Annotated in this window: 22 protein-coding genes and 9 tRNA genes; 19 read left to right on the top strand and 12 right to left on the bottom strand. The window is 67.0% G+C overall.

Annotated features, from left to right (window positions below):
• Positions 1–65 precede the first annotated feature (65 nt).
• Positions 66–1,058, top strand: a complete 993-nt coding sequence (locus ACFCV3_RS35615) for an RNA ligase family protein (RefSeq protein WP_376037962.1) — start codon at positions 66–68, stop codon at positions 1,056–1,058.
• Here the strand turns inward: ACFCV3_RS35615 and ACFCV3_RS35610 are convergent, their stop codons facing one another.
• Complete coding sequence (locus ACFCV3_RS35610) at positions 1,059–1,211, bottom strand: hypothetical protein (RefSeq protein ID WP_376037959.1); 153 nt, start codon at positions 1,209–1,211, stop codon at positions 1,059–1,061. It lies immediately after the preceding gene.
• 118 nt (positions 1,212–1,329) lie between these two features.
• On the opposite strand from ACFCV3_RS35610, the gene ACFCV3_RS35605 reads away from it, so the two are divergent.
• Entirely contained in the window at positions 1,330–1,914 is a 585-nt protein-coding gene (locus ACFCV3_RS35605; protein ID WP_376037957.1) for a putative glycolipid-binding domain-containing protein, read from the top strand.
• Between the two features lie 163 nt (positions 1,915–2,077).
• On the opposite strand, the gene ACFCV3_RS35600 is transcribed toward ACFCV3_RS35605, so the two are convergent.
• Positions 2,078–2,278, bottom strand: coding sequence for a hypothetical protein (locus tag ACFCV3_RS35600; RefSeq protein ID WP_376037954.1), 201 nt, complete (start codon positions 2,276–2,278; stop codon positions 2,078–2,080).
• A gap of 73 nt (positions 2,279–2,351) precedes the next feature.
• On the opposite strand from ACFCV3_RS35600, the gene ACFCV3_RS35595 reads away from it, so the two are divergent.
• The 5 genes from ACFCV3_RS35595 to ACFCV3_RS35575 all read left to right on the top strand — a co-directional run bounded on the left by ACFCV3_RS35595 (position 2,352) and on the right by ACFCV3_RS35575 (position 8,140).
• Positions 2,352–2,627, top strand: a complete 276-nt coding sequence (locus ACFCV3_RS35595; protein WP_376037952.1) for a hypothetical protein — start codon at positions 2,352–2,354, stop codon at positions 2,625–2,627.
• A 223-nt stretch (positions 2,628–2,850) separates the two neighbouring features.
• The gene (locus ACFCV3_RS35590; RefSeq protein WP_376037950.1) at positions 2,851–4,323 is read left to right on the top strand and encodes a competence protein CoiA; all 1,473 of its coding nucleotides are present in this window, start codon (positions 2,851–2,853) and stop codon (positions 4,321–4,323) included.
• A gap of 568 nt (positions 4,324–4,891) precedes the next feature.
• On the top strand, positions 4,892–5,416 hold the full coding sequence (locus ACFCV3_RS35585) for a hypothetical protein (protein ID WP_376037947.1): 525 nt from the start codon (positions 4,892–4,894) through the stop codon (positions 5,414–5,416).
• Between the two features lie 125 nt (positions 5,417–5,541).
• Positions 5,542–6,432: a hypothetical protein gene (locus ACFCV3_RS35580; RefSeq protein WP_376037944.1), complete on the top strand. Its 891-nt coding sequence runs from the start codon at positions 5,542–5,544 to the stop codon at positions 6,430–6,432.
• Positions 6,433–7,366: 934 nt separating this feature from the next.
• Positions 7,367–8,140, top strand: a complete 774-nt coding sequence (locus tag ACFCV3_RS35575; protein ID WP_376037942.1) for a histone deacetylase — start codon at positions 7,367–7,369, stop codon at positions 8,138–8,140.
• 1,200 nt (positions 8,141–9,340) lie between these two features.
• Here the strand turns inward: ACFCV3_RS35575 and ACFCV3_RS35570 are convergent.
• A tRNA-Thr gene (locus ACFCV3_RS35570) sits at positions 9,341–9,416 on the bottom strand.
• Positions 9,417–9,946: 530 nt separating this feature from the next.
• On the opposite strand from ACFCV3_RS35570, the gene ACFCV3_RS35565 reads away from it, so the two are divergent.
• The 10 genes from ACFCV3_RS35565 (at position 9,947) to ACFCV3_RS35520 (ending at position 12,522) form a co-directional block, all read left to right on the top strand.
• A tRNA-Pro gene (locus ACFCV3_RS35565) sits at positions 9,947–10,022 on the top strand.
• A gap of 58 nt (positions 10,023–10,080) precedes the next feature.
• Positions 10,081–10,154: transfer RNA gene (locus ACFCV3_RS35560), tRNA-Arg, on the top strand.
• 2 nt (positions 10,155–10,156) lie between these two features.
• Positions 10,157–10,230 (top strand) — tRNA-His (locus ACFCV3_RS35555).
• 35 nt (positions 10,231–10,265) lie between these two features.
• A tRNA-Leu gene (locus tag ACFCV3_RS35550) sits at positions 10,266–10,339 on the top strand.
• Positions 10,340–10,403: 64 nt separating this feature from the next.
• Positions 10,404–10,850: an HNH endonuclease gene (locus ACFCV3_RS35545; RefSeq protein WP_376037939.1), complete on the top strand. Its 447-nt coding sequence runs from the start codon at positions 10,404–10,406 to the stop codon at positions 10,848–10,850.
• 33 nt (positions 10,851–10,883) lie between these two features.
• A tRNA-Gln gene (locus ACFCV3_RS35540) sits at positions 10,884–10,956 on the top strand.
• Positions 10,957–10,988: 32 nt separating this feature from the next.
• Positions 10,989–11,081, top strand: a tRNA-Ser gene (locus ACFCV3_RS35535).
• Positions 11,082–11,109: 28 nt separating this feature from the next.
• Positions 11,110–12,306 (top strand): RtcB family protein, encoded by a 1,197-nt coding sequence (locus tag ACFCV3_RS35530; RefSeq protein ID WP_376038010.1) that lies wholly within the window; start codon positions 11,110–11,112, stop codon positions 12,304–12,306.
• A gap of 39 nt (positions 12,307–12,345) precedes the next feature.
• Positions 12,346–12,434, top strand: a tRNA-Ser gene (locus tag ACFCV3_RS35525).
• Positions 12,435–12,438: 4 nt separating this feature from the next.
• Positions 12,439–12,522 (top strand) — tRNA-Tyr (locus tag ACFCV3_RS35520).
• Between the two features lie 361 nt (positions 12,523–12,883).
• Here the strand turns inward: ACFCV3_RS35520 and ACFCV3_RS35515 are convergent.
• Genes ACFCV3_RS35515 through ACFCV3_RS35480 form a run of 8 tightly spaced genes read right to left on the bottom strand, consistent with a single transcriptional unit; the run spans position 12,884 to position 24,609 of the window.
• Positions 12,884–14,164: an alpha-L-fucosidase gene (locus tag ACFCV3_RS35515; RefSeq protein WP_376037936.1), complete on the bottom strand. Its 1,281-nt coding sequence runs from the start codon at positions 14,162–14,164 to the stop codon at positions 12,884–12,886.
• Complete coding sequence (locus tag ACFCV3_RS35510) at positions 14,161–15,534, bottom strand: FAD-binding oxidoreductase (RefSeq protein ID WP_376037934.1); 1,374 nt, start codon at positions 15,532–15,534, stop codon at positions 14,161–14,163. Before ACFCV3_RS35510 ends, ACFCV3_RS35515 begins: the two co-directional genes overlap by 4 nt.
• Positions 15,531–16,403 (bottom strand): U32 family peptidase, encoded by an 873-nt coding sequence (locus ACFCV3_RS35505; RefSeq protein WP_376037932.1) that lies wholly within the window; start codon positions 16,401–16,403, stop codon positions 15,531–15,533. The genes ACFCV3_RS35510 and ACFCV3_RS35505 overlap by 4 nt, the downstream gene beginning before the upstream one ends.
• A complete protein-coding gene (locus ACFCV3_RS35500) occupies positions 16,397–17,692 on the bottom strand; it encodes a DUF2088 domain-containing protein (RefSeq protein ID WP_376037929.1) in 1,296 nt (431 codons plus the stop codon). Before ACFCV3_RS35500 ends, ACFCV3_RS35505 begins: the two co-directional genes overlap by 7 nt.
• Positions 17,692–19,551: an IlvD/Edd family dehydratase gene (locus ACFCV3_RS35495; RefSeq protein WP_376037926.1), complete on the bottom strand. Its 1,860-nt coding sequence runs from the start codon at positions 19,549–19,551 to the stop codon at positions 17,692–17,694. Before ACFCV3_RS35495 ends, ACFCV3_RS35500 begins: the two co-directional genes overlap by 1 nt.
• Entirely contained in the window at positions 19,548–20,999 is a 1,452-nt protein-coding gene (locus ACFCV3_RS35490; RefSeq protein WP_376037924.1) for an aldehyde dehydrogenase (NADP(+)), read from the bottom strand. Before ACFCV3_RS35490 ends, ACFCV3_RS35495 begins: the two co-directional genes overlap by 4 nt.
• Positions 20,996–21,886, bottom strand: coding sequence for a fumarylacetoacetate hydrolase family protein (locus tag ACFCV3_RS35485; RefSeq protein WP_376037921.1), 891 nt, complete (start codon positions 21,884–21,886; stop codon positions 20,996–20,998). The genes ACFCV3_RS35490 and ACFCV3_RS35485 overlap by 4 nt, the downstream gene beginning before the upstream one ends.
• A gap of 11 nt (positions 21,887–21,897) precedes the next feature.
• Complete coding sequence (locus ACFCV3_RS35480; protein WP_376037919.1) at positions 21,898–24,609, bottom strand: UxaA family hydrolase; 2,712 nt, start codon at positions 24,607–24,609, stop codon at positions 21,898–21,900.
• 132 nt (positions 24,610–24,741) lie between these two features.
• Between ACFCV3_RS35480 and ACFCV3_RS35475 the strand changes: the two genes are divergently transcribed.
• Complete coding sequence (locus tag ACFCV3_RS35475) at positions 24,742–25,410, top strand: GntR family transcriptional regulator (RefSeq protein ID WP_376037916.1); 669 nt, start codon at positions 24,742–24,744, stop codon at positions 25,408–25,410.
• Positions 25,407–25,817: a hypothetical protein gene (locus ACFCV3_RS35470; protein WP_376037913.1), complete on the top strand. Its 411-nt coding sequence runs from the start codon at positions 25,407–25,409 to the stop codon at positions 25,815–25,817. Before ACFCV3_RS35475 ends, ACFCV3_RS35470 begins: the two co-directional genes overlap by 4 nt.
• On the opposite strand, the gene ACFCV3_RS35465 is transcribed toward ACFCV3_RS35470, so the two are convergent.
• Positions 25,814–26,149, bottom strand: coding sequence for a VOC family protein (locus tag ACFCV3_RS35465; RefSeq protein WP_376037911.1), 336 nt, complete (start codon positions 26,147–26,149; stop codon positions 25,814–25,816). The genes ACFCV3_RS35470 and ACFCV3_RS35465 overlap by 4 nt on opposite strands.
• Positions 26,150–26,253 lie beyond the last annotated feature (104 nt).

Raw genomic sequence — 26,253 nt, 5'->3', positions numbered from 1 at the left:
CTCGACGTGAGATCGGTGTGGCTGCCATATGTCGCCGGGCGGGCAACGGAGGTCACACTGGGGCTGTGGGCAACGTTTCGCCCGGCCTGGCCGGGCCAGTGGCGTTCGAGCTCGCTGAACCGGTCGAGCAGGTGCCCGGCGAGCACGCCATGCCGGGTGGTTCGAGGTATGAGATGAAGTGGGACGGATTCAGGGCTGGAGCGGTGTGCCGGGACGGGCAGGTGCGGTTGTGGTCGCGCAACGGCAAGGACTTCACCGCGAAGTTCCCCGAGATCCAGGCCGCTCTCGCGCGGCAGATCGGCATCGACTGTGTGCTGGACGGCGAGCTGATTGTGATTGTCGACGGCCGGTCGAGTTTCGACGCGCTGCAGCTGCGCAACAGCAGCCGGGCGGAGGTCGTGCGGCGGGAGCTGGTCCCGAAGGCGCCGGCGCTGTTCATGGTGTTCGACCTGCTCGCCGTTGACGACGTCGACAGCCGCGTCATGCGCTGGACGAAGCGGCGCGCCCGGCTGGAGGATCTCGGGGCCGGGTGGAAGGCGCCGCTGCAGCTGCCGCCGGCCTTCACCGATCTCGAGGAGGCGCGGGACTTTCTGGACCAGGCCACGGCGACCGGGGTTGAGGGGCTGGTGGTGAAGGGCGCGAGCACCCGTTATCTGCCCGGGAAGCGCGGCTGGGCGAAATGGAAGACCAGACACACGGTGGAGGGCATTCTGGGTGCGGTCGCCGGATCGCTGGCCCGCCCCGAGGCGCTGTTCGTGGGGCAGTACCGCGGGAAGACGCTGGAGGTGATCGGCCGGACGGGTGAACTGTCCGCGGCCCAGTCGGCGACGATCGGCGCCCTGCTGAAACCGGCCGGTGCTCGGCATCCATGGCCGGACGAACTCAGCACGCATTGGGGTCAGCGCAAGACGCCGATCGTCAAGGTCCGCCCGAAGGTGGTGGTCGAGGTCTTGGCCGACACCGCAAAGCAGGGCGACCGCTACCGCCACCCAATGCGGCTGCTGCGGTATCGCAGCGACATGGACCCCGGCGACGTCGAAACACTTCCGCCGGCCTGATCAGCCGAGCAAGGCACCGGAGCCGCGCAGCTGCCGCTCGACGTCGTCACGGCGCTGCCGCAGCCGCCGGCCGGCCGAGGCCGCCGAGTTCTTCGACTTCCTCCACGACGACCTCAACCAAATGATCACCAACTGGCGCAAAGGCCACCCCATCTGCTGACCGTCCTCCAGGCCGTAATCCGAGGTGCCGCTGGCGGGGTTTTCGCCCACTGGCAGGCTTATATCGCGGCATCGGGCGAAAGTCGGGTCAACCGAGGGAGGGAGCCTGCGGATGATGGTGGTGTGGAGTGGGACGGATATGTGGCGGGCGGAAGTTGCTCGGGTGGAGTTTGGGGCTGACCGGTTGACGGCGAGCGGGACTCAGCTGGGGATTGATCCGCTGCCCTACCGGGTGGATTACGAACTCGAGACCGGTGCGCACTGGGTGACCCGCCGACTCCAACTCACCGCGACCGGTGACGGCTGGACCCGTCGGCTCGATCTCCGGTCGGACGGCGCCGGCCATTGGGAGTCCACGTCCTCAACCGAAGGCGACGTCGACCTGCCGAGGCCAACCGAAGACCTGGGCATGGTCGAAGGCGCGCTCGATTGCGATCTTGCCTACTCCCCTCTCACCAACCTCATGCCGGTCCGCCGCCACGAGCTCGACCGCCACCCCGGGACCGTCGACTTCCTGATGGCCTGGGTATCCCTCCCCGATCTCGCCGTGCACCTCTCCCCGCAGCGCTACCAACATCTCGACACGTCACGCGTGCGCTACCTGAGCACCGACAGTGACTTCCAGGCCGACCTCGAACTGGACCCCCACGGCCTCGTTATCAACTACCCCGGCCTGGCTCAGCGAGTCAGCGCATAGACGGCGATCGCTGCGAAGTCGTCGGCGAGCAGTGCTTGCGCAGGTTCGACCTAGCGGCGCGGATCTAGCCGGCGCGAATGGCAAGCCGTACTCAAGCGTCGCGCTCGGGCCGCTACTCGCCCAGCAGCCTGACGACGCCAGCCGAAGCGATCTCCACGACCAGCTAATCCAGCTGGAGGATCGCGGTTGGATCGGCAACCTGGTCACGCTCCTCGACTTCAACCAGTACAGCTGCGAGCTGACTCCGGAAGGGGTCGCGGAGGTCGCAGGCTTGCTTGCTCAGCAAGGCAACGCTCTGGCTCGCCGGCAGGCCCCCCGCGACGTCGCACTGCTCGACCTGTACGACCGTCGTCGAGGCGATCATCGGTGCAGTTACCAGGTCGCTGCAGCACCCCGAGGTCCTCGTCGTAGGCCGGTATCGTGGCAAGACTCTTGAGGTGGTGGGCCGAACGGGGCCACTGACCACCGCGCAGTCACGGGGGATCGGCAAGCTACTGAAGCCTGCCGGGACCAGGCACCCATGGCCGGATCAGCTCAGCACTCACTGGGGACAGAGCAAGACCCCGATTGTGAAAGTCCGGCCGCAGATCGTGGCCGAGGTCGAAGCCGACGCTGCGGTGGAGGAGAACGGTCACTATCGCCATCAGGTGCGGTTTTTGCGATATCGCAGCGACCTTGCTGTCTCCGATGTCGAGACGCTGCCGACCGACTGATCAGCCCAGTGTCAGAACGCCGCGCTGCATCCGACACTGCAGAGCGACGCCGAGGGGGCGCGGCCACAGACCTCTCAGCAATTGCTCCAGCGCAACGACCCATCCCTGCCGACGTCTGAGTCCTGACCTTGACCAAGCGGGCCTCGTATCAGTTGTCCTCAACACAAGCCGCCGGGCAGGACCGACCCGCAGGATCCAGGACCGAGGCGTCCACGCCCAAGAAATGTCGCACCTGTATGTGATGGTGTCATCGCGCACCGTCCCATGGAGGAAACCCGATGTCCCCACGCCGCTGGAGCCGGTGATGGCCTTTTCCGCGATGCATGCTGATGCTGGTCGCGTCGACGCGACCTTGCCTGATCTCGGCTGCGGCCTGACCTGGGACCAGGTGCACAAGGTACGGCCGCGTGTCGTGCTGCGGTGCCCGGAGTGCGGCCACGGAGTACACGCTCGTGTGTCGAGCCGCGGCATGCGCCACTTTGCTCACGACCCGGGTCGGCCGCCCGATTGCGCCTGGCTCAACGAGTCCCTGGAGCATCACCAACTGAAGCTCGCGCTGGCCAACGCCGCACGGTCGGCCGGCTGGCAAGCCGAACTGGAAGTCACTGGGCCGAACGCCAGTTGGCGCGCCGACGTTCTTGCGACCTCGCCAGACCAGGCTCGCTCGATTGCCTGGGAGGCTCAGCTCTCGCCGATCAGCGAGGACGACATCCGTTACCGCACCGCACGCTACGAAGCAGACGGCATCGAGGTCTGCTGGGTCACCCCGAACTCTGTTACCTGGCTCGGATCAGTCCCAGCGATTCGCGTCGCCGAACAAGCGGCCGAAGCCGTGATCATCGACGGCGCTGCGGGCTTTCAGTTCACGAGAGGCCGATGGCAAACACCGGATCGTCTGACATTGACCGAGTTCGTGCAGGGTGTTCAAGACGGTTCGGTCGTCGTCCATGATGTCTTGTCCCGATACCGGCAGATCAAGGTTGACTCCACTCGCTACGCCTGGCGCCACAGACTCTGGACCATGGCAGCAAGCGTCGAGGCCGAGGGCCGGCACGAACTCATGCGCCAACGGCAAGACGCCTGGAGACAACGTCAGCAAGAGGCCGAGGCAGCGCAGCAGGCGGCCGAGCGGAGGCAGCGCGAGGATGACAAACGCCGGCATGAAGCCGAACATGCGGCAGAGCAGGCCCGGCGACAACAAGAGCAGGCGCAACGTGATGAAGATTGGTGGCGGGGGTTTCACGCAAGGCTCGAGCAGGACCGGCTGCGTCAAGAGGCCGTGGAGCAACAACGCCGATCCGCAGCCGAAGCGGCTGAGCACGAGCGGCAGCGTCTGGACCAAGCCGAAGCGGACGCCGCTTCACGGTGGATTGAGAAGGTCTCCGAGACTCGCACCCACGAGCTTCACAACAAAATCATCGAATACGTGTGGCGTAACGAGATGGGCAAGACCGCGACCATCGACACGGACGGTCCGAAGAAAGAACACGCCTACGGCACAGCGATCCAACTAGGCACACGGCTGTACGGAGTAGTCCGCCCGAGTCCTACTTCAATGCAACGCCTACCTGGTCAGCTCCGAGTCTTCGTGCTCAACGCTCGCGAAGCACAACTGCTTCTCGAAACGGGGAAGGTCATGACCGAGCAGATGGTCCACTTCGACTTCCCTGACGACGAACAGCTCTCGCTGCTCTAGTCGCTGCTACCGAGTCGATCGATCCAGCCTCGTGGCGCATGCGAGATCATCCAGCCACCGCACTTATAGGCGGCGACGCGCGTAGATCAGTGCCTGCAACGGGGTGCAAACAGTCGATATGGATCGGATGCCTGGCCAACCTGGATCACCTGGGAGGGAAACCCTTCTCGCAAAGCGCCGTGGAGCCGGTCGAGTCCCCCTCAGCTGGTTCGGAGCCACTGGCGATAAGCGGCTTTGCGCAATCGTTTCATCGCACCCCGGGGGGACAGGGGGAACTTCGCGATGTCTATCGTCGTGGGCAGCAGACACACAAGACTCCAGGCGGGCTGCTGGCTCGTGGACTCGCGGAACCTGCAGATTCGGTCGCCGGTTGTCGATAACGTTATGACGTGACCACTGACAGTTGGAACAAGGGCGCCGGGTCAGGACCGCGCCGTGCCGGCTCGGCGTGGTCGGCTGAGGACACCGCGACACTGCTCGATGGGCTTCGGCGCGGTATAGCGCTGCAAGCATTGGCGGGCACACTGCGGCGCATCCATGTGACGCTTTCGAGGAAGGCCAGGCTGCGATGAAACTTGGGATCGCGACCGAGATTGATGTGCGGGAGGAGCCCGCGCGGCTCCCGATCGAGTTCGTCCAGGGAAGCTGCGCCCTCGCGTGGACGTCGTCGCCGTTCGCGCCGGTGCCGGCCGACATCAGCTGCTGGGTGGTGCTCGCCGATTGGCTACCCAGCGACGCGCCGGTTGGCATGTTCGTCTCCGTACGCGTCCACCGGCCGGCCGACGCACCTGCACCGATCCTTGATGTCCACTCGGTAGGTGCGGTGGATAAGCTGCGCGGGAACCCAGACAAGAACGGGGACACCATCCCGGTCTTGCTGGGTCGATGGCTGTTCGAGCAGAAGTACCTAACCCGCCACTCTCCAGACCGCACTGACAGCGGTGAGCGGTGGGCACAGAAGGTCGGAGGCGAGCTGCCAGCACGCGATCTGCAGGGCAACGCCGATGCCACCGAGCGGTCCGTTGAAGCCGTCCTGGAGCGACTCAACCAGGTGCCATGGACGCCAGCGCCCTGGCCACCGCTGCAGGCCTGAGGCGGATCACCTCTCGTGGTGATCGCCTGTGGAGGACGGCGGTCTTCCGTTGTTCAGGCCGGGAACCGGGAGGCGTCGGCGATAGTCTTATCGGTCATGGAACAGCCTTACTTGCTCGGCGAGCAGTGCTTGCGCAGGTTCGACCTAGCGGCGCGGATCTAGCCGGCGCGAATGGCAAGCCGTACTCAAGCGTCGCGCTCGGGCCGCTACTCGCCCAGCAGCCTGACGACGCCAGCCGAAGCGATCTCCACGACCAGCTAATCCAGCTGGAGGATCGCGGTTGGATCGGCAACCTGGTCACGCTCCTCGACTTCAACCAGTACAGCTGCGAGCTGACTCCGGAAGGGGTCGCGGAGGTCGCAGGCTTGCTTGCTCAGCAAGGCAACGCTCTGGCTCGCCGGCAGGCCCCCCGCGACGTCGCACTGCTCGACCTGTACGACCGTAAGGTCCGTACCCTCCAGCAGCCTGCACGGACGTTCTACGGCTCGGCGTTCACCGAAGAAGAACGCGAAGATGCCGAGAAGTGGCTCCACAAGCGGGGCTATATCGGCGGACAGCCGAACGGCAGCGGCATCATCTGGGCTGCGCACATCTCCGCCAAGGGGGAGGACCGGGTGGAGTCCGGCCGTTCAGTCAACGACGCCGCGTCACCGTTCACAGGCACGGTGTTCAACGTGGTCAACGGCGACGGCAACCAGGTCGCGGTCGCCGGTGTGGGGGATGTCGCCCAGACGGTGACAACGACCATCACTGCCGCGCAGCAGCAGGAACTGCTGCAGCTGGTGGCGGCGTACGAGCAGATGAAAGCCCTGCTCAATCTGGACCCGGAATCGGCCCGGGCTGCGGACTCAGCGGCCGACGAGCTCAAAGCCCTGGCCGCCAAGCCGGGCGTTATGAAGAAGAAAGTCGTACCGGTTTTAAAGAGTCTGGCCAAAGGAGTCGGAAGCAGCGCTACTTCCGAGGTCGGCGGGCTCCTAGTCAAGGCCGTCGAGAAGCTGATGGGCACGTTGTTCTGAACAACAGCTGCGTACGGCGGCCCGGGTGCTGGTCGTTGCTGCGTCCAGCTGCGGCCTGGGCTGGTCTACAGCTGGGCGCGGACGCCGGACGGGCCGCCTCCGCCCGATGGCGACCACGACCAGTTGTGGCGCGTGCAGAGCGACCACCTCACGGTGATGGTGGGCGGTAGCAGGTGCTTCAGGGGAGTCCTCCAGCACGGCGACTTCGCCGAGCCGGCGCCCCGCCGAGGCCGCCGATCTCGCCGCGCCCGGCCACCTGCGGCAGCAGCTTGGCTTGGCAAGAGAAACGCCCCCCATTGCCTGCTCCATATCGTGGTTTGATCCTCGACTTCGCTGGGTGCTGCCCCCCCCGATGCGGCCCAACGGGAAGGGCGCTCGAGGATGCGGCTCCGATGAGCGAGGACACAAAACGGCTATTCGCAGGTCTCCTTGCCCGCTGCAGCGGCCGGACGCCCGATGACCGCTGGGATCTCGGGCAGTTCTTCTTCGCTCGCCACGCGGCCTGGAGCTATGGCTGTTGTGCAAACCTGACGGACTTCGAACTGTCGGGGGCGGAGAACAGCTGGAAGCTGTCTTGGAGGGGTCCGATGACGCCGGAGACGATCACTCGTGCCTTGACAGTCTCCGGCGCCCAGCTGCCAGGCGTGAAAGTGACGGTTGACGAGCCCGGCTTGGCCGGCATCATCAGGTGTGGATCTGCCGTTTTGCGGCTTAGACCTGACCACACTCGCAGCTGATCTGGGCCGCCGTCAGGTCGGATAGATATCCTGAGATTGAACTGCCGAGGCATCTACTGCTCTTTCCGCGGATCCCCATGGCCCGGGCTGCCGGCTCAGCATCTGCGCTCCCGGTGATCGTCGAGATCAGTAGTCGCCGCGTCGTGTGCTGCCTGACCGCCATCGCATTACTTACGGGATGGCTCACACTGGAGCTCGTGACGGCCAATGACGAGAACGACGGCAAGCAGGCGCGGACCGGCTTGGACGGTGACGGTCGGGCCGCCGAGGAGGTCCAGGGGCGCCGCGTCCTCTGCAAGGATGAGGCCGCCGTTCACCGAGTAGGTCGTCTCGCTGCCTCCCGGCCGGAGTGGGTCTGGTGCGTCAGTTACGGCTCGAACATGAACGCCGGCCGGTTCGGATGTTATCTGGCGGGCGGTACCCCCGAGGGAGGATCCCGGGCCTACCCCGGGTGTCGGGATCCACGCGCCGCGGCCGCGACGCGCGGACACTCGTTGTCTGGCGGGATCTACTTCGCGACCGAGTCTCAGGTCTGGGGCGGTGGCCGAGCCTTCTACGATCCCGCGCTGCCGGGCACCGCACCGGCGCGTGCATATCTGATCACCAGCGGCCAGTTCGCTGACATCGTCGCCCAGGAGATGTACCGCGAGCCTGGCGACGATCTCGACCTCACCATGGTCCTGGCCACCGGCAGAACCCAGCTCGGACCAGGCCGCTACGAAACCTTGCTGTACACCGGCGACCTCGACGGCCACCCCGTCCTCACCTTCACCGCCCCTTGGACCGCCGCCGATGTCGCACCCCTGGCCCCGTCAACGGCCTACCTCGCCATGCTGGCCTCCGGTTTGTGCGACGCCCACGGCTGGACACTGGCTCGCGCCGCGGACTACCTCGCTGGCCGGCCCGGAGTACAACCCACTTGGACATCCCACACCCTGCTCGCCGCCCTGCAGGATCCTCCCGCACGGTGACCGACGAGCCGAGTCGTAACGCGGCCTGCGGCCGGCTTCGACCGCTCGCGGTTGGACGCCACGGCACCAGTTGCAGTTGCCGCTTGCAGCAAGGCGCAAGTCACTCGTTCGACACAACGGTCTGGACTAACTTGGTCGCCGCTGGCAACGAGTTCTCTTCGTCTGCCTGACGACTAAGGTCAGACGCAGACGTGGCCAGTAGCTGAGTGTCGAGCTGAGCGAGTCACCGGTCGCAGCCAGCCGGAAACACGGCGCCTATCCCTGGCCATGTCCGCGCAGGACGCGCAACGGCCTGCAGGCCGTGCAGCAGTCGATCTCACTACCTGCGATGCGGTGTACGGCAAAGCACGGCTGCCTCTGCTGACAGGTCGACCTGACTGACCCACCGGGGAATCTAGACCTTGTAGGCGGCGCTGCCGCGGCCGCACGGTGTCGCTTGTCGGGTCTTCTCAACGTCTGCCGCGAGACCACCTCCAGACCAGGACTGTTCCTGGGCTCCGCGCGGTCTTGCTGACGGCTTCACTTGACTCTCACAAGGCCGCTGCCGGGCCATCCCGGGACCACCAACGACTCTGATGCTCGCACCCCGCTCCGCTGAGGCTCCGGGTGGTGAGGGCAGGGTCCACCGAGCGTCTGCCGCGAGACCACACATGGACCAGATCTGGCAGGGTTCACAGCCCGGGCCACACCGACGGCTTCATCTCGTCTGTCTCGTCGCCGGCAGGAACCCATCGATCGGCGAACACCTCGGCAGTCACTGTGCCCCAGTGGCCGTCGGAAGCACCGAACTGGTCTGCCTCGCCTCACGCTCGGCCGCTCGCGGGAGTGGTGTCGAGACCTAAGGCGCACAGGCTGTCACCTCCGGCGGCCATCCAGCGCATCCCAACCTCGACAGATGGCTGCCAACGGCCGCCACGACCGTCCACGGATCCCATCAACCTCCAGGGCGGACCCGAGACTTGATCTTCCGAGGCGGCGGCGCTGGCCACATACCTGCAGCGATCCTGCCTCGAGCACTCCAACCGCGGTCCTGAGGTGCGCTCCGTGTGCACCGTTCGAGGGCGCCCCTTTGGTCTCCCGGTCTACCGGTACCTGCGGGGCCTCAAACGCCTTTGTGTACTTTTGTGTGTACCTGCCACTTCTGGGACATGACGAAGGCCCCCCTGACTGAGGCGTTTTGCCTGGTCAGAGGGGCCTTGCTGGAGCCGCCTGTCGGAATCGAACCGACGACCTTCTCATTACGAGTGAGACGCTCTGCCGACTGAGCTAAGGCGGCGGGTGGTACCGAGGGAAGAGTGTAGCGGGAGGTGGGGGGTGAGTTCGAATCGGATACCGGGGTCGGGGTGTGGGGTGCGGCACGTGGGGTGCGGCGGGGTGGGGAATGGGCGGGTAAATGGGTGGGAAGAAATTGTGTGGGAAATGCGTTGACTTGGGATAGTGGGTTGGGTGAGACTATTCCCCGCAAGGACTACTGACTAGGAGACGATCGTGACCGGGAAGCAGAACGCGAGGAAGGCGTGGCGGCGTAGCCCCATGGCTTTGCTGTCGTGCCTGCGAACCGTGCGTATCGATGCCTTCTATCACGAACTCGGCAGTGAGCAGAGCCTGCGTTCGGGCGGTCCGCCTGGGTGATCCCGCGAGGGAGACACCTCAGGAGCCGTCTGGGCCGGGCAACCGGCCGTAGGCGGCTCTTTTGTTTTGTCCACATACGGACCAATCTTCGGTGTGCCTTGGGATTCCCGGCGCCGATGCATTCTTCGGGTATTTACGGATGCCCGTTCGCAGAATTGACAATTGCATTGTTCGCCAGCTGTGGGCCAGTGGCCAGGCCACCTCATTTGGGTTGAGGGAGACGGGGGTTCGAGTCCCTCCAGCTGGACCAGGCGCCCGCAGGATGCTTGCTACCGGCCGAGCGGGCGCCCCAAACGTGCACTGCACGAACGCTCGTGGCTCAAGTGGAGAGAGCGCCTGCCTACGAAGCAGGAGGTTGCAGGTTCGAGTCCTGCCGAGCGTGCTGTGTCCGAGGCCGAAGTGGTCGAGGTACCGGGATGTGACCCCGGAGGAAGCGGGTTCGAGTCCCGCCGGACACCCTCTGTACGCCGTACCGCCACTCACCGTAGTACTTGCGGCTCTGGCCCAACTGGCAGAGGCACCTGGCTTAGAACCAGGAGGTTCAGGGTTCGACTCCCTGGGGCCGCACCGACACCGAAACACCTGACCTCGCGTGGCGCGGTCGGGCACACTGGAAGGGAGGAGGGAACACATGAGCGGTGTGATCGTTCTCAACGCGTCGTACGAGCAGCTGCATGTCGTGTCGATTCAGCACGCCATCAGGATGCTCGTCCGTGAGGTGGCCGTCGTCGAGGAAGCACATGACGGCGCCAGCATCGGACCGTTCCCTCTTCCCCGGGTGCTGCGACTGGTGCGCTACGTCGTGACCAAGTGGCGTTACGCATCCGGGCGCCTCCAGTACACGCGGGCCGGCGTACTGCGGCGTGACAAGCACACCTGTGCCTACTGCGGTCTGAAGGGCGCGACCACGATGGACCACGTCGTACCGCGCTCTCGTGGTGGACGTGGTGAGTGGCTGAACGCTGTGGCCGCGCACGCGTCGTGTAACGAGAAGAAGGGCTCACGCACGCCCGAGGAAGCCGGTATGCCGCTGTTGTGGCAGCCGTGGATCCCCTCGCGTGCGGAGATATCGCTCTGACGTGACACCACCCGGTGTCGCGTTGGAGCGCGATGCCAGGTGGGCGACGGTGACCCACCCTCGGTTCTGACCCGAGGTCCCGCAGGTTCGAGCCCTGCCCTGGCAGCGTCCTGACGCGCATCGGTACGGCGTCAGTCCGGCAAGGTAAGCCGAGTTTCGGTCTAACGGCAGCCGTCTCGAAAACGGCCTGTCCCTCAACGGGGTGTCAGGGTTCAAGTCCCTGCCTTGCCGCATGTACACACACGAGAAGGGTGAGGGGATGAACGTGGAGTTTCCGGTTGAGCTGAGCGGAGCCAAGAGCTCCACGCTCATGTGGGCTCAGGAGCACGAGGTGGGTGCGCAGGCGCTGCAGCAGCTGCGGAACATTGCTGCGCTGCCGTGGGTGCACGGGGTTCGGGTGATGCCGGACGTGCACCTCGGCAAGGGCGCGACGGTGGGGTCTGTGATCGCGATGTACCAGGCCGTGTCGCCGGCTGCGGTCGGGGTCGATATCGGGTGCGGGATGGAGGGTGTGCTGACGTCACTGACGGCGGCGGACCTGCCGGACGACCTGTCCGGGATCCGGTCCCGGATCGAGGCCGCCGTACCGGTTGGGTTCCGGGCTCACGACGAGCCGGTCAGTATTCGGCGTCTCGGGCTGAACCCGCGGGCGTGGGACTGGCTGTGGGGGTCGTTCGGCGAGCTGCACAAGGGCGTGCAGCAGCGTGAGAGCAAGGCCCAGAAGCAGATGGGATCGCTCGGTGGGGGTAACCACTTCATCGAGGTCTGCCTCGACGACGAGGACCGGGTGTGGCTGATGCTGCACTCCGGGAGCCGCAACATCGGCAAGGAACTGGCGGAGCGGCACATGTCGATCGCCAAGGAGCTGCCGCACAACGCGGATCTCCCGGACCGCGATCTGGCGGTGTTCCTGTCCGGTACGCCGCAGATGGCGGCGTACCGGCGGGACCTCACCTGGGCCCAGCAGTACGCGTCACGCAACCGCGCAACGATGCTGGCGCTGGTGATGCGGGCGATCCGGGAGTCGTTCCCGCAGGAGGTCCGGTTCGACGAGCCGATCTCGTGCCACCACAACTACGTGGCCGAGGAGACCATCGACGGGCTGGACCTGCTCGTCACCCGTAAGGGTGCGATCCGGGCCGGCGCCGGTGACCTCGGGCTGATCCCGGGATCGATGGGCACGGGATCGTACGTCGTGCGTGGGCTCGGCTCGGAGCGGTCCTTCTACTCGGCCTCACACGGGGCAGGCCGGCGGATGAGCCGCAACGAGGCGAAGCGCCGGTTCACGGTCGACGACCTGATCGCCCAGACGGCGGGTGTCGAGTCGCGCAAGGACGCCGGTGTGCTCGACGAGCTGCCGGCGGCGTACAAGGACATCGAGTCGGTCATCGCCGCCCAGTCCGACCTGGTCGAGGTCGTCGCCCACCTCAAGCAGGTCATCTGCGTCAAGGGCTGACAGGGGACTGCCGTGTTCAGGGGACACGGCAGCTCCCGAGGTGAGGTTCGCCTGTTGGTAGGGGCAGCGGTTTGCTAAACCGTCGATCGGCTTCGGCCGGTCCGTGAGTTCGAATCTCACTCTCACCGCCGGGCAGGAGCGCCACCGTGGGAGAGGTGGGCCGGGTTGTAACCCCGGTGCCTTCGGGCTGAGCAGGTTCGAATCCTGCCTCCTGCACAACTCGGGCAAAGGTGCCTGGGGCAACAGAAACGAGATGAGAGGAGGACCGGCTATGGCGGGACTCAGGAACAGGAAGCGAGTGCCTGGTGGGCGGACCGGTTCTCCGGTCAGTCAGGGGCATGCGTTGCGGCGGGTTCTGCTGGCGTGTGGGCACGTGCAGCGGGATCGGCTGGCGCACCGTGGTGATCATGTCTGGTGTGAGGGCGAATGCTCCGACTGGATGCGGGTTGTCTCGGTGGAGGAGTAAAGCGAACGGCGCCGTCATTCAGGTGGATGGTGGCGCCGGACCCTCTGGTAACGGATGTACGCCGGGCTCTCCGAAGGCTCGGTTCCTGGTTCGACTCCAGGCAGGGGGACTTCAAGCAAGCGTCGGATCGTGGTGGACGGTGAGCGTCACGGCAGCATCCGATCGGGTCGCAAGGAGACGGACCCGTACGGCGTCGGCCGTCACTGAATGGTCGATCGGGATCAGGCGACGGTGGCCGATGGTGGTGCCGGTGGTGATCTCGGTCCACGAGCCGCCAACCAGGGCGTCGACGGCGAACGACTCGACCTGTTGGCCGGCCGCGATGTCCTCGCGCAGGCCCACGACGTTGAAGGATCCTGGCAGCTCAACGGCCGTGTCGTAGTAGGAGCGGATCGCCGCGCCGAAGGCCGACAACGCCTGTACGTCGGCATCCGCGAATAGGCCGCGCCGGTCCGGCGGGATGTTCAGCAGCAGGACGGCGTTCCGCCCGACCGACTTGCGGTAGATGTCGAGGAGCGCGGGCAGCGACTTCACCTGGTCGTCTTCGGACGCGTGGTAGAACCAGCCTGGCCGGATCGACACGTCGACCTCGGCGGGATACCACCGCAGCTCGTCGGCGGCGGCCAGTTGCGCGGGCCCGGCCACCTCGGGAGCGCTCTGCTCGGCCACCATCCGACCGCCGGCGAACGGTACGACGCTCCACTCGGTCTCGCGGGCGAACCCGTCTTCGTTGCCGACCCACCGAACGTCGGGCCCACCAACCGCGATCGTTGCCTCCGGCGCCAATCGACGGATCAGGTCGAACCAGGCGTCGAACGCGTACTCCTGTGCCGTACTCGTCGGGTTCGCCCCGTCCAGCCACACCTCGGCGATCGGTCCGTACTGCGTCAGCAGCTCGTACAGCTGGTTCAGGTAGAAGCGGTTGTAGTCGTCCACCTCGTAGGTGAACCCAGGCTGGATTTCCGAAGCAACCACCGGGCTGCCGTTCCCGTAGTACCCGCCGGGCGCCTTCTCCTGGTACAGGTCTGCCGGCGACAGATAGAAGCCCAGCCCCAACCCGTGCTTGGCGCAAGCTGCAGACAGCTCGGCCATTACGTCACGCCCGGAGGGGCTCGCAGCGACCGTGTGTGTCAGGTACCGGCTCGGCCACAGGCAGAAGCCGTCGTGGTGCTTGGCCGTCAGGATCACGCTCTTGAACCCGGCATCCACCAGCACGCGCACCCACTGGTCGCAGGACAGCTCCTGAGGGTTGTAGACGGCAGGGTCGTCCAGCCCGGTCCCCCACTCGAGATCCGTGAAGGTGTTCACACCGAAGTGCACGAACGCCGTCAGCTCCTGCTGCTGCCACGCGAGCTGGCGGGCCGACGGTCGGACCGCCGACGGGTCGATCACCGCAGCACCTTGCCCGGGTTGAGCAATCCGGCCGGGTCGAAGGCCTTCTTGACACGCCGGTGCAGCTCGAGCCCGACCGGACCGAGCTCGTCCTCGAGCCAGCGTGCCTTCAGCGTGCCGATCCCGTGCTCGCCGGTGATGGTCCCGCCGAGCGCGAGTCCGAGCTCCATCACCGCGCCGAACGCCTCCATCGCCCGTGCCTCAGCGGCCGGATTACCGGGCTCGAAGATGACATTCGGATGCATGTTGCCGTCACCGACATGCCCGGCGCAGTAGATCGGTACGTCGTACTTCGTGCTGATCTCGGCGATCCCGCGCAGCAGCGCGACCAGCTTCGACCGCGGCACCGCCACGTCATCGACCAGCGAGGTACCGAGTGGCTCCAGCGCCGCGTGCACCAACCGGCGTGCCTCGAGCAGCATCCGGGACTCCTCGGCGTCCGAAGCCTCGGCGACCTCGACTGCACCGTGTGCCGTGCAGATGGCGGCGATCCGGGCCACGTCCTCCGCGGCCCGCGCGCCCCGGTCGGACTGCGCGATCAGCAGGGACCCGACATCTGCCGGCAGGCCCATGTCGCGGTGGTCCTGAATCGCGCGTGCGGTCGGTCCGTCGATGAACTCGAGCAGCGACGGCCGCAGTCCGGCCGCCATCACCGCGGCAGCCGCGGCGATCCCGTCCTCGATGGACAGGAACGTGGCCGCCGCGGTCAGCGCCGTCTCAGGAGCGGGCCGCAGCGACAGCGTGGCCTCGGTGACCACGCCGAGCGTCCCCTCGGAACCCACGATCAGCCGGGTCAGGTCGTACCCGGCGACGCCCTTCGCCGACCGCCGCCCGGTCCGAACCACCTCACCTGACGCCAGCACCACCTCAAGCCCGAGCACGAAGTCCGCCGTGACGCCGTACTTCACGCAGCACAAGCCGCCGGCGTTGGTCGCGATGTTGCCACCCAGGGTGGACATCTCCCACGACGACGGATCCGGCGGGTAGAACAGCCCTTGCTCAAGGACAGCGCGCGACAGCTCGGCATTCACCACGCCCGGCTGGACCACCGCGACCTGGTCCTCGGCAGAGATCTCCAGGATCCGGTTCATCCGTGCCGTCGACAGCAACAAACACCCGTCGGTCGCATTCGCCGCACCGGACAGCCCGGTCCGCGCCCCCTGCGTCACCACCGGTACGCCGAACTCCGACGCGGCCTTCAAGACGACAGCCACCTCGGCCGTGGTCGACGGCCGCACCAGCACCCGCGGTACGCCGGCCACGCAGAAGGTCGCCTGATCGTTGCGATGCGAGTCCAGTACGTCGACATCGTCCACGACTGCGTTGTCCCCGAGCACCGAACGGAGGTGGGCAACGAACGGGTCACTCATAAGCCCTCATCCTGTTCAGCCAGCAGACGCAGAATCAACTCGGCCCGGCGGACCCGCTCGCGCCCCAACGCCTCGGCCGTGGCAGCCAGGTGCGCGCCAACCGGGTAGATGTTCGGCGCGTTCCGCAGCCCCATCTTCAGATAGACCGGCGCCGCCAGCCTCACGACCTCCGGTACGTCGTAGAACCGCACGTGTCCGCCTTGGTCGTCCGGCGCCTCGATGTACATGTCGATCGGCACTGAGGTCACCGACCGGATCTCCGCCAGCACCGGCACCGGAAGGTCGGTCGACACGTTCAAACTCGTGGCCCCCAACCGCTCGTACAGCCGCGCGGTCGGGGCATTGGGCAACGGCATCAGCACGGATGTCTTGAGGACGAGGTCGGCAGGCAACGACCCGTCGACCTTCAACTGACCGAGCAGTTCCAGTACGCCGATATCTCCGACCAGCAGACTTCGCACGCCCAGCTCGACCGCCCGGAAGGCATCGCACAGCGATGCGGCAACCATCTCGTTGCCGCGTGCAACTCCTCCGACCGCGGCCGAGACTTTTGCCTGTCCGCCGATGTCCCACGCGCCGCGGGGCCCGAGGAAGAGACACACCTCGACACCGGCGGAATCACCGAGCGACAGCATCTCCTCGATCTCGGCATCGGTCAGCATCATCACCCCGCTGCCCTGTGACACCCGATCGATGGTCACCGCACGCGTCGCGGCCTCGTCGAGGACGGCCTCCAACACCCGCGGTCCCTCGCACGACGGGATCTCCACCTTGTACGGCGTACCGTCCGCAAACGTTGCTGTGGATGCGCCGCCAGGGTGGAACCCGCGGTCGGCGAGTAAGGCGTGGGCTTCGCGAAGAGTCACCATGCTGCAAGCTCCCCATCGACGGTCAGATCACAGGCCGCCCCGGTGATCTCCAGATCGAACCGGTCCGCGGCCTCGTCCAGGAGCGCCGGTGTCACCAGCAACTCGTGGGGGGACAACGTGTCCTTGATCCGCGCCAGCCGCAGGTCGGTCCAGTCGCGTCGGCCGCACATCGTGATGGCCGCGAGCACGGCCGCTTCGTCGTCCTCCATCACCATCGGCAGCCGCGAACGGCGAGCTCCACCGGCACCGGAGGTCAACGCGTTCACGTAGCTGGCCTGCAGATCGATCTGCTCGAGAATCCTGGCCGGCATCACATCGGCCAGCCCCAGCCCGGAGGCGTTCCCGTGCGAGGCCTCGGAGAGCGAGTGCACGCTGATCGCCGCAATCGACGGCGATTCGAACTCGGGGATGCCGTGCACCCAGCACCGCCCGATCACATTCGTGTCCATCCCGGCGCCGGACTTGTCCTTGCCCAGCTCGTCCACGACCAGCACGTCCAGCTCGTCGAACGGCAGCCGCCCCAGCAGACTGCCTGCCCGCTGCAACAACGCATGCTCGGCCGCACCCGCGATCCCGTCGGCCGGAACGAACTCGACCGCCGCCGTACGCTCCAGAGCATTCTCCAGAATGCCCAGCCCACCAAGGATCTTGCCCTGCGCAACAACCACTCGCGCGGCCGCTTCGATCGCGCCACCCAGCGAAGGAATCCCACCGGCATGAAGAGCTGCCGCACCCGCGTGATTGCCGAGACCGATCGCGAGGATCTTCGCCAGCCCACTCTCGATCGGGCCGTGGAAATCCGTGTGTGGCTTGATCCGGTTGATCAGCAGTACGCCGTCGGCGGCAGCCGCGATCGCATCGTGATGGACCGGCGTACTGTCGTCGAGTTTACCCATGACAACCGTGTCCATGGTGGCCTCGATCGGGCAGCCCACGCTCTCCGGAGTGATCCCGAGCCCGGCGAGCATCTCACGCTGGCCATCGGCGGTCGCACCACCGTGTGACCCCATCGCCGGTACGACGAAAGGGTCGGCCCCGGCTGCGGCCAGCCAGGCGACGGCCGCGCGAACCACCGGCACGAGGTCATGGATCCCGCGACTGCCGGCGGTGACCGCGATCCGGGCGCCGGGCTGGATCTGCGCCCGCAGAGCTTCGAGTGCCGCCTGGGTAGCCACGGCCGGATCGGCTACGGACGGCAGGTCCGGCAGCAGCCGGCGAATCGGCGTGACCTGCGGGATCACGCCGGCTGGGCGGAGCCCACGCACAGCCTCGAACGGTCCCCAGTCCATCAGTGGCTCTGTCTCGCTACGGCGGAGCCGGTGCGACCTACCAGGAAGTCCAGATCGCAGCCCTGGTTGGCCTGCGTGACATGGTCGACGTACAGCCGGGCCCAGCCGCGATCCGTCGGCGGCGCGGGTGGCTGCCAGTCGGCACGGCGCTTCTCGAGCTCCTCGTCGGACACATCGAGGTGCAGTCGCCGGCCTGGAACGTCCAGTTCGATCCAGTCACCGGTCCGCACCAGGGCCAGCGGTCCGCCGACCGCCGCTTCCGGCGTGACATGCAGTACGACGGTTCCGTACGCCGTACCGCTCATCCGCGCGTCCGAGATCCGCACCATGTCGTCGACGCCGATCTCGGCGAGTTTGCGCGGGATCGTCATGTTGCCGACCTCCGGCATCCCCGGATAGCCGCGCGGTCCCGCGTTCTGCAGCACGAGCACGGTGTCCTCGTCGACGTCCAGCTCGGGATCGTCGACGGCCAGGTCGTACTCCTCGATGCTGCTGAAGACCAGTGCCTTCCCGCGATGCTGCAACAGTCGCTCCGATGCCGCGGACTGCTTGACCACAGCCCCGTCCGGCGCCAGATTGCCCTTCAGTACGGCGGTCCCGGCACCGCTCCCAAGCGGATTGCCGACCGGGCGGATGACCGCAGCACCCGGCCGTCCTTCCTGACCGACCCAGTCGATGCGCTCGGCGTTGGCGACGTTCTCGCCCATGGTCCGGCCGGTCACGGTGATCGCGTCCGCCTTGAGCAGCGGCAGGATCTCCTTCAGTACGGCGGGAAGCCCGCCCGCGTAGTAGAAGTCCTCCATCAGATACTGCCCCGAGGGCTGCAGGTCGGCCAGCCACGGTACGCCGCGGGCCCACTCGTCCATGTCGTCCAGCGAGAGGTCGACGCCGACCCGGCCCGCGATCGCGAGCAGGTGGATGACGGCGTTGGTCGAACCACCGATCGCCGCATTCGCCCTGACCGCGTTGGCGAACGCGTCGCGGGTCAGGATGTCGGAGGGCTTCAGGTCCTCGTGCACCATCTCGACGATCCGCCGACCGGCCTGCTGGGCCAGCGAGTACCGCCGGGAGTCGACTGCCGGGATGGCCGCCGAACCGGTCAGCTGGAGCCCGAGCGCCTCGGCCATACAGGCCATCGTGGACGCCGTCCCCATCGTCATGCAGTGGCCGTTGCTCCGGGACATCCCGGACTCGGCGGCCGCGTAGTCCTCCTCGGTCATCCGGCCGGCGTTCCGATCTTGGGTGAACCGCCAGACCGCCGTACCGGAGCCGATGTCGCAGCCGCGGAACTTCCCGTTCAGCATCGGGCCGCCGGTGACCACCAGCGTCGGCAGGTCGACACTCGCAGCGCCCATGATCGAACCGGGTGTGGTCTTGTCACAGCCGGTCAGCAGCACGGTGCCGTCGATCGGGTTCCCGCGCAGGGACTCCTCGACATCCATGCTGAGCAGGTTGCGGAACAGCATCGCGGTCGGCCGCAGCATCGTCTCGCCGAGCGACATCACCGGGAACTCCAACGGGAACCCACCGGCCTGCCAGACCCCGCGCTTGACCGACTCGGCGAGCCGGCGCAGGTGCGCGTTACAAGGGGTCAGCTCGGACCAGGTGTTGCAGATCCCGATCACCGGCCGCCCGTCGAACACCTCCTCGGAGAAGCCCTGCGCCCGCATCCACGACCGGTGGATGAACCCGTTGCGCCCCTCCTCCCCGAACCAGTGCTCGTAGCTCCGCAACCCGTTCGGCGCGCCAGAGGGAACGCCAACCCCCTTCTCGGGTGTCGGCACGCCCGCAGGATCCGGTACGTCGATGTCGCGCGGATCCGCAGTCGGAGGCAGGTCCCCCGTGGTGTCGTCGCTCATCGTTCGACCTCGTCTCTGCTGACCACTCCGTTGATTCGGCGGGTGATCCCGAGCGGATTCGTATCCCGCAGTACGGCGGGGAGCACCGGATCGGGAGCGTCTTGGTAGGCAACCGGCCGCTGGAACCGGCGGGCCGCGGTCACCCCGACGCTGGTGTGGATCGAGCCAACCGTCGACGGGAACGGACCGCCGTGGTGCTGAGCCCAGGAGACCGCGACCCCGGTGGGCCAGCCGTTCCACAGCACGCGCCCGGCCTTCGCGGTCAGCAGCGGGAGGAGCTCGGTCGCCAGCTCGTTGTCGGACTCCTCTGCATGCAGGGTCGCCGTGAGGTTGCCGTCGAAGGCTGCGATCGCGGCCCGCAGCTGGTCGAGACCGTCGTACTCGACGACGATCGACACGGGACCGAAGCACTCTTCGAGGATCTCGTCCTGACGCGTCAGCAGCTCGGAAACCGTTGTCTGCAAGAGCGTTGCGCCGCCCGACGACCAGACGCGAACCCCGTCGACCTTGCCGAGCCGGTCGAGACCCGAGTCGAAGGTGTCCTTGATCCGGTCGTTCAGCATCGTTGCCGATGCCACTCCCCCGGCCGCCTCGACCAGCTTGTCCTGCAAGCCATGACCAGCCGGCAGGAACAGCAGGCCGGGCTTGGTGCAGAACTGACCGACGCCGAGCGTGAACGAGCCGACGTACCCGGTGGCGATGTCGTTGCCGCGGGCATCGATCGCGGCCTGGGTGACGAAGACGGGGTTGAGGCTGCCGAGCTCGCCGTAGAACGGGATCGGCTCCGGCCGGGTGACCGCGATCTCGTGCAGTGCCTTGCCGGCCGGGACCGAGCCGGTGAATCCGGCCGCCGTGATCCGCGGATCCTTCAGCGCGATGACACCGACGTCGAAGCCCTGGATCAACCCCAGCGAACCATCCGGCGCACCGGCTGCCCGCAGCGCCTCGATCATGACCGCGGCCGTCCGCACCGAGAGCTCCGGATGCCCCGGGTGTGCCTTGACGATCACCGGGCAGCCCGCTGCCAGCGCGGAAGCAGTGTCACCACCACAGACACTGAACGCGAACGGGAAGTTGCTGGCGGCAAACACCAGGACCGGACCGAGTGGCACCAGCACCCGGCGCAGATCCGGCCGCGGCACCGGTTTGGCCTGCGCGTCGGCCGTGTCGATGACGACCTCGAGCAATGACCCTTCCTCCAGGGCATCGGCGAACATGCGCAGCTGCCCGGTGCTCCGGCCGACCTCACCGCGCAGCCTCGGCTCCGGCAACGAGGTCTCGCGCATCGCGATCGGCACCAACTCGTCCGCGGCCGCGTCCAGTGCGTCCGCCACAGCCCGGATCCACCCGGCCCGGACGGCAGGCTCCGCGGACCCGAGCGCGGCCGCGGCACCGGCCGCGTCCTCCAGGGCCTGCTCGAGCTCGGCGGGGGTGGTGTCGGCGGTCATCGCTTCTCCTCAGAGTTCTGTGCGGCCAGGAAGGCAAACGGCTCCCGGCCGGTGGCCACGGTATTCGTCAAGGTACCCAGTTGGTCGATGCTGATCCTGATCACATCACCTTCGCGTAGCGCGAACGCAAATTCAGGCACGATGCCGGTCCCGGTCGCCAGAATCACACCGTCCGGGAAGTCGTTCGGCACGAAGAGCACGTCGATCAGATCCGGCAGCTCGCGAACCAGCTTGGCGGTCGACGTCGTACCGGTGAAGACCTCGTCGCCGTCGCGGCTGATGGTGATGTCGATCGCCAGGTCCTTGGGATCAGCGACCTCCCAGACCGGCCGGATCCCGGTCGCCAGCGCGCAACCACCGGCGAACAGCTTGGCCTGCGGGACGTACAGCGGGTTCACGCCCTCGATCGAGCGTGAACTCATGTCGTTGCAGATCGTGTAGCCGACGATCTCACCGTGACTGTTGGCGACGACCGCAAGCTCCGGCTCCGGTACGTCGTGTCCCGAGTCGACGCGGATCCCCACCGGCTCGCCGTCCGTCACCACTCGCCAGGCCGGCGCCTTCTGGAACAGCTCCGGCCGGTCCGCGGTGTAGACCTTGTCGTACACGGACTGCTCGGTGCTCTCCTCCATCCGGGCGCCACGCGATCGCTCATACGTGACGCCCGCGCACCAGACCTCGCCCCGGCCATCGATCGGCGGCAACCACGTCAGCCCTTCGACGGGAACCGCCGTACCGGTCTTGGCGACGGCTGTCTGCAGATCTGCGAGTGGGAGCCGGAGCAGCTCGGCCATGCTGGCGATTCCTTCGACCGGTGCCACCGTGTCACCGGTACGGACGCCTACGACCGGCCGCCCGGCGGGCGACTGGTAACGGACCAAGTGCATGAGTCCACCTCTCACATAGATGTGCCGAGCAAACCGCGGGTGATCTGGAAGCCGACGTTGCCGGAGGCAACTGCCTTGGGGACGAGCTGCCGGCTCGCGACCAGGGCGATCGTCTCCAGCCCGATCCGCGCCTGATCGGCCGCGTCTCCGGTGGCGACGGCGTCGAGGTCGTCGCCGTACCGCGCGACCGTCTCGGGGTCCCGGCTGATCTCGACGACCGGGACGAACCGCTGCGCCGACAAGGTGCCGCCGGCGACGTGCGCAAGGATCTGCTGTACGCCGGATGCCCCGAAGCCGGTCGCGGTTTCCATCCAGTCCGTACCAGGCATCCGCATCACGTGCCATCCCGGAGCGCTGGGCCGCTGACCGTGCGCAATCGTCGGACCGACCTCGGCGGCGGAACCGAACGCCGTACGGCGGAAGTCCTCATGGGCAAGCAACAAGCCACGCGAGGACAACACGACCGAGCCACCCGAACCAACGATCTCGCCGCCCAGCAGGCCTAGCGCCTCGGCCGTATCGGCGGTCAACGGACCGCGCGCCTCCAGACCGATCGTCAGCGCACCGAGATCGCCTTGACGCTCGACAGGACTGGGCAGGGAGAAGCTGCCGAACCAGTCCTTGACCTTGGTGCCGACAGCCTCGAGACCGCCGTCCGCCTGGATGCTGGCCCAGCCGAATCGCGCTGGATCCTTACCTGCTTCGACCAGGCGGGACCGGAAGTAGTCGTTGTGGGTCTTCTCGCAGCCGTGCTCCAGAAGCAGTGCCATCCGGGTGTTCGGGTGCAGGAGATAGCCGAGCATGATCCGGGCGAAGGTCTCCTCGGAAGCTCCACCGCTGCTGCCGCAGCCCTCGGTGTGCGGGAGCGCGACCATCCGGGTGACCGCGTCGCCGGCCCACTTCTCCAGCTCGGCCTGTCCAGCGAGCCGGAGTGCGATCTGACCGGAGCACAGACTGGTCGGCAGGATCAGGCCGACCGCTTCGGGTAGGTCGCGATCGTCGACTCGCAGCAGCCGGGCCGGGGTTCGCGTGCGGCTGGTCAAGCCGGTCAGTGGGAGACCGTCGAGTGGGGCGTCACGGTCGTCGGCCGGGAGGTCGGCCAGCGCGCGGCTCTGGCGGCCGTCGGTGCTGATCGAGATGCCCTCGCGCGGTCCGCTCTGCTTCCAGTTCCGCCAGATCGACACCTGGCTGTGGCCGGCACGCTCGCCCGCGCTGGGTTCGCCGGACGCGACCCGGACGGTCAGGTCGAACGTGTCCGCGGTCAGCTGGGCCATCGACGTACCGGTCAGGTAGCGGCCCGCATCCACGTCCATCTCGGCCTGCAAATGCTCGTACCGCTGGCTGGTGGTGACGAACTTCAGCGTCGGGACGAACGGGAAGTTGGTGATGGAACCGTTGCCGGTGGTGAAGAAGATCAGGTTGCAGCCGCTGCCGATCTGGCCGGCCACCGACTCGAGGTCGTTGCCCGGACTGTCCATGAAGATGTAGCCGTTGCCCGGCAGCGGTTCGCCGTAGTCGATGACGTGATCCAGGCGGACCTCGCGCGGCAGTTTGCGGGCGGCGCCGATCGACTTGAGCACGATGTTGTAGAGGCCGCGGTACACATTGCCGCCGGACGGGTTGCCCTCGGCGGTGTGCCCGTGCCAGCCGACGCGCTCCTTGAACGAGCGGATCGTGGTCAGGAAGCGGCGCGCGGTGGCGAGATCCCGGACGTTCTTCAGTACGTACGGTTCCGCGCCGATGAGCTCGTCGGTCTCTGCCAGTACGGCGGCGCCGCCGTGCTTGATCACCTCGGCACCGACCAGGCCGGCGAGCGGGTTGGCGGAGATCCCGGAGAACGCGTCCGAACCGCCGCACTGCAGGGCGATCTTGAGGTCGGCGAGCGGGACCTCGACCCGCTGCTGCGCGTCGACGATCGGGAGCCACGGCTCCAGCAGGGCGCCGGCTGTGCTGAGGTCGTGCTCGAACCCGGCCTCGCGGGTGAAGAACGCGTGCGGGACCTTGATGCCGGGATAGTCGTGCTCGGTCATGAAGTCCTGGATCGCGCGACCGGAGACGACGTCGTCCGTGGTGTCGACGATCAGCACGGCGCCGACGTTCGGGTTCAAGGTGAAGCCGGCCAGGGTGGCGAGCAGGAAGTGCAGGTTGTTCGGGACCTCGTCCTCGCCGCCTTCGGTGTGGGCCACCGGTACGACGCCGTCGCCGGCAGCCGCTCCGTCGAAGCGGCGGGCGAGCTCGGTGACGAAGCCGGAGCTGCGGGAGCTGGTCGCCATCACGACCACGTGGTTGCGGGTGCCCGCTGGGCCTTGCGCGCGGGGGTAGCCGAGGAACGTGCCGGGCTGCTCGACGCTCGTGACCTGCTGGCCGAGGTGGAGGGCGTTCTCGTCGAGTTCGAAGGGGTCGAGGGGTTCGTTGGTGGCGGAGGGTTCGGCGGGGAGACCTTCCACGCCACGGGCCGTGACCGCCTGGAGGCTGGTCGGCGTACAGACGTAGTCACCGGGGACGAGGTCGCGGGACGCTCGGGCGAAGGGGGTGTTCCAGGAGGTGATCGCTTCGCCTTGCGGAATTCGTCGTACGACGAATCTGTGGCCCTCGAGGACGGTGTGCGGGAGGGTGACGGTGGTGCCGTCGAGCTCGATCTGAGTGCCCGCGTCGAGGCGGCGGGAACAGATGGCGGCGTTGTCCTCGGGTTCAGGTAGGACGCCGACCTCTTCGAACTTCACCGTCGTGTCCGCCTTCCGTAGGTGGGTACTCCGGCGCTACCGTGGGCCAGATCGTGCATGATGCATGATCCACCCTGCCGAAGACCGACGGCCGGGTCAAGGCCGCGCTCAGGATCCGGAGGTGAAGACGGGGTGGATACTGCTGACCGGCGGGTTTTGCGCCGGCAGATGCTGGCCGATGACGTGTACGAGGCGATCAAGACGATGCTGATGGACCACGTCGTACGGCCCGGTGCCCGGATCTCGATCGACGGACTCGCGCGGGAGTTCCAGGTCTCGTCGACGCCGGTGCGGGAGGCGCTCGCGCGGCTGGAGTCCGAGGGGCTCGCGCTGAAGGAGCCACTGAAGGGGTATCGGGCGACGCAGCTGCTCACGCTGGCCGAGTTCGACGACCTGTACCGCTTCCGCCTGCTGCTGGAGCCGTGGGCCGCCCGTCGCGCCGCCGAGCTCATCACCGACGAGGGCCGCGACCGCCTCCGCGCCGAGCTGGCCACGGCCGTCGAACCCACCTCGGTGGACTACGCCGGCTACAAGTCACTCACGGTCCACGACAACCGCTTCCACACGCTCATCGCCACCCTCTCGGGGAGCGAACAGGTGCGCCTGGCCTTCCAGCGCACCCACTGCCACCTGCACATCTTCCGCCTGCACTACGAGCGCGACATCGGCCCCGAAGTCCTCACCGAACACCGCACCCTCGTAGAAGCCATCACCTCCGGCGACCCGACTGCCGCCGAGGCCGCGATGACCCGGCACATCCAGAACTCCATGGAATCCCGCCTCCGCAAAATCTACGAGTGAACCGGCAACCGTTCCCGCTGCCGATCCCGCCGATCCTGCGGCCGTACATCCTCGACTTCCACTGGGATGTGGAGAAGCTGCACGCCCTCGACCTGCCGGGGACCGAGTTCGAGGTGGCCGAACTCGCACACCACCTCGATCTTCCCTTCTGGGCGTACGGCGGCCGCCCGTTCCAGGTCACGCCGTACGAGGTCGCGGCTGACCCGAACCGGTACCACGAGCAGTTCGCCCGCACCATAGCCGCCGACCTCCGCCACCCGATCGACGTCGTACGCCGGGAAGACGGCCGAATCACCATCCTCGACGGCATCCACCGCCTGCTGAAGGCACACCTGATCGAGCAACCCCTACTGTCAGCACGCCTGCTGCACTGGCCACAGCTCGACGACATCGCAGTGCGCCGCTAGAGCGGGGCGCCGCCGTAGGAGATTTCGTTGCCGTCTGGGTCGAAGAAGGTGGCGTGGCGGACGCCGTTGTCGTAGGTCTCGCGGGTGGTGGGTTCGAGGCCGCGCTCGGCGATGCCGTTGAGGGTCGCGTCGAAGTCTTCGACGAAGAGGGTGTGCTGGGCGTGGCCGGCGTGTTCGGGGACCACCTCTATGTAGAGGTAGCGGTGTTCGGCCAGTTCCCAGACGGCTTCGATGTCGTTGGGGAGGAAGGCCGGTGGGGCGCCCAGCAGTTGTTCGTACCAGGCGATGGCAGTGGCGTAGTCGCTGACGGAGATTCCGGCGAACAGGTCCATCGCAGAACGGTAGCGAAGAACACGTAGTAGTGGGCCTCCCGCGGCTCCGGAGCACGCGACTGAGCGTGGCCGCCGGCGGGCGGGAGGACCAGTACGTGTCGTTA

This window comes from Kribbella sp. NPDC056345 (assembly GCF_042262745.1).
Lineage (GTDB): Bacteria > Actinomycetota > Actinomycetes > Propionibacteriales > Kribbellaceae > Kribbella.
This window is presented reverse-complemented; position numbering and strand designations above follow the sequence as displayed.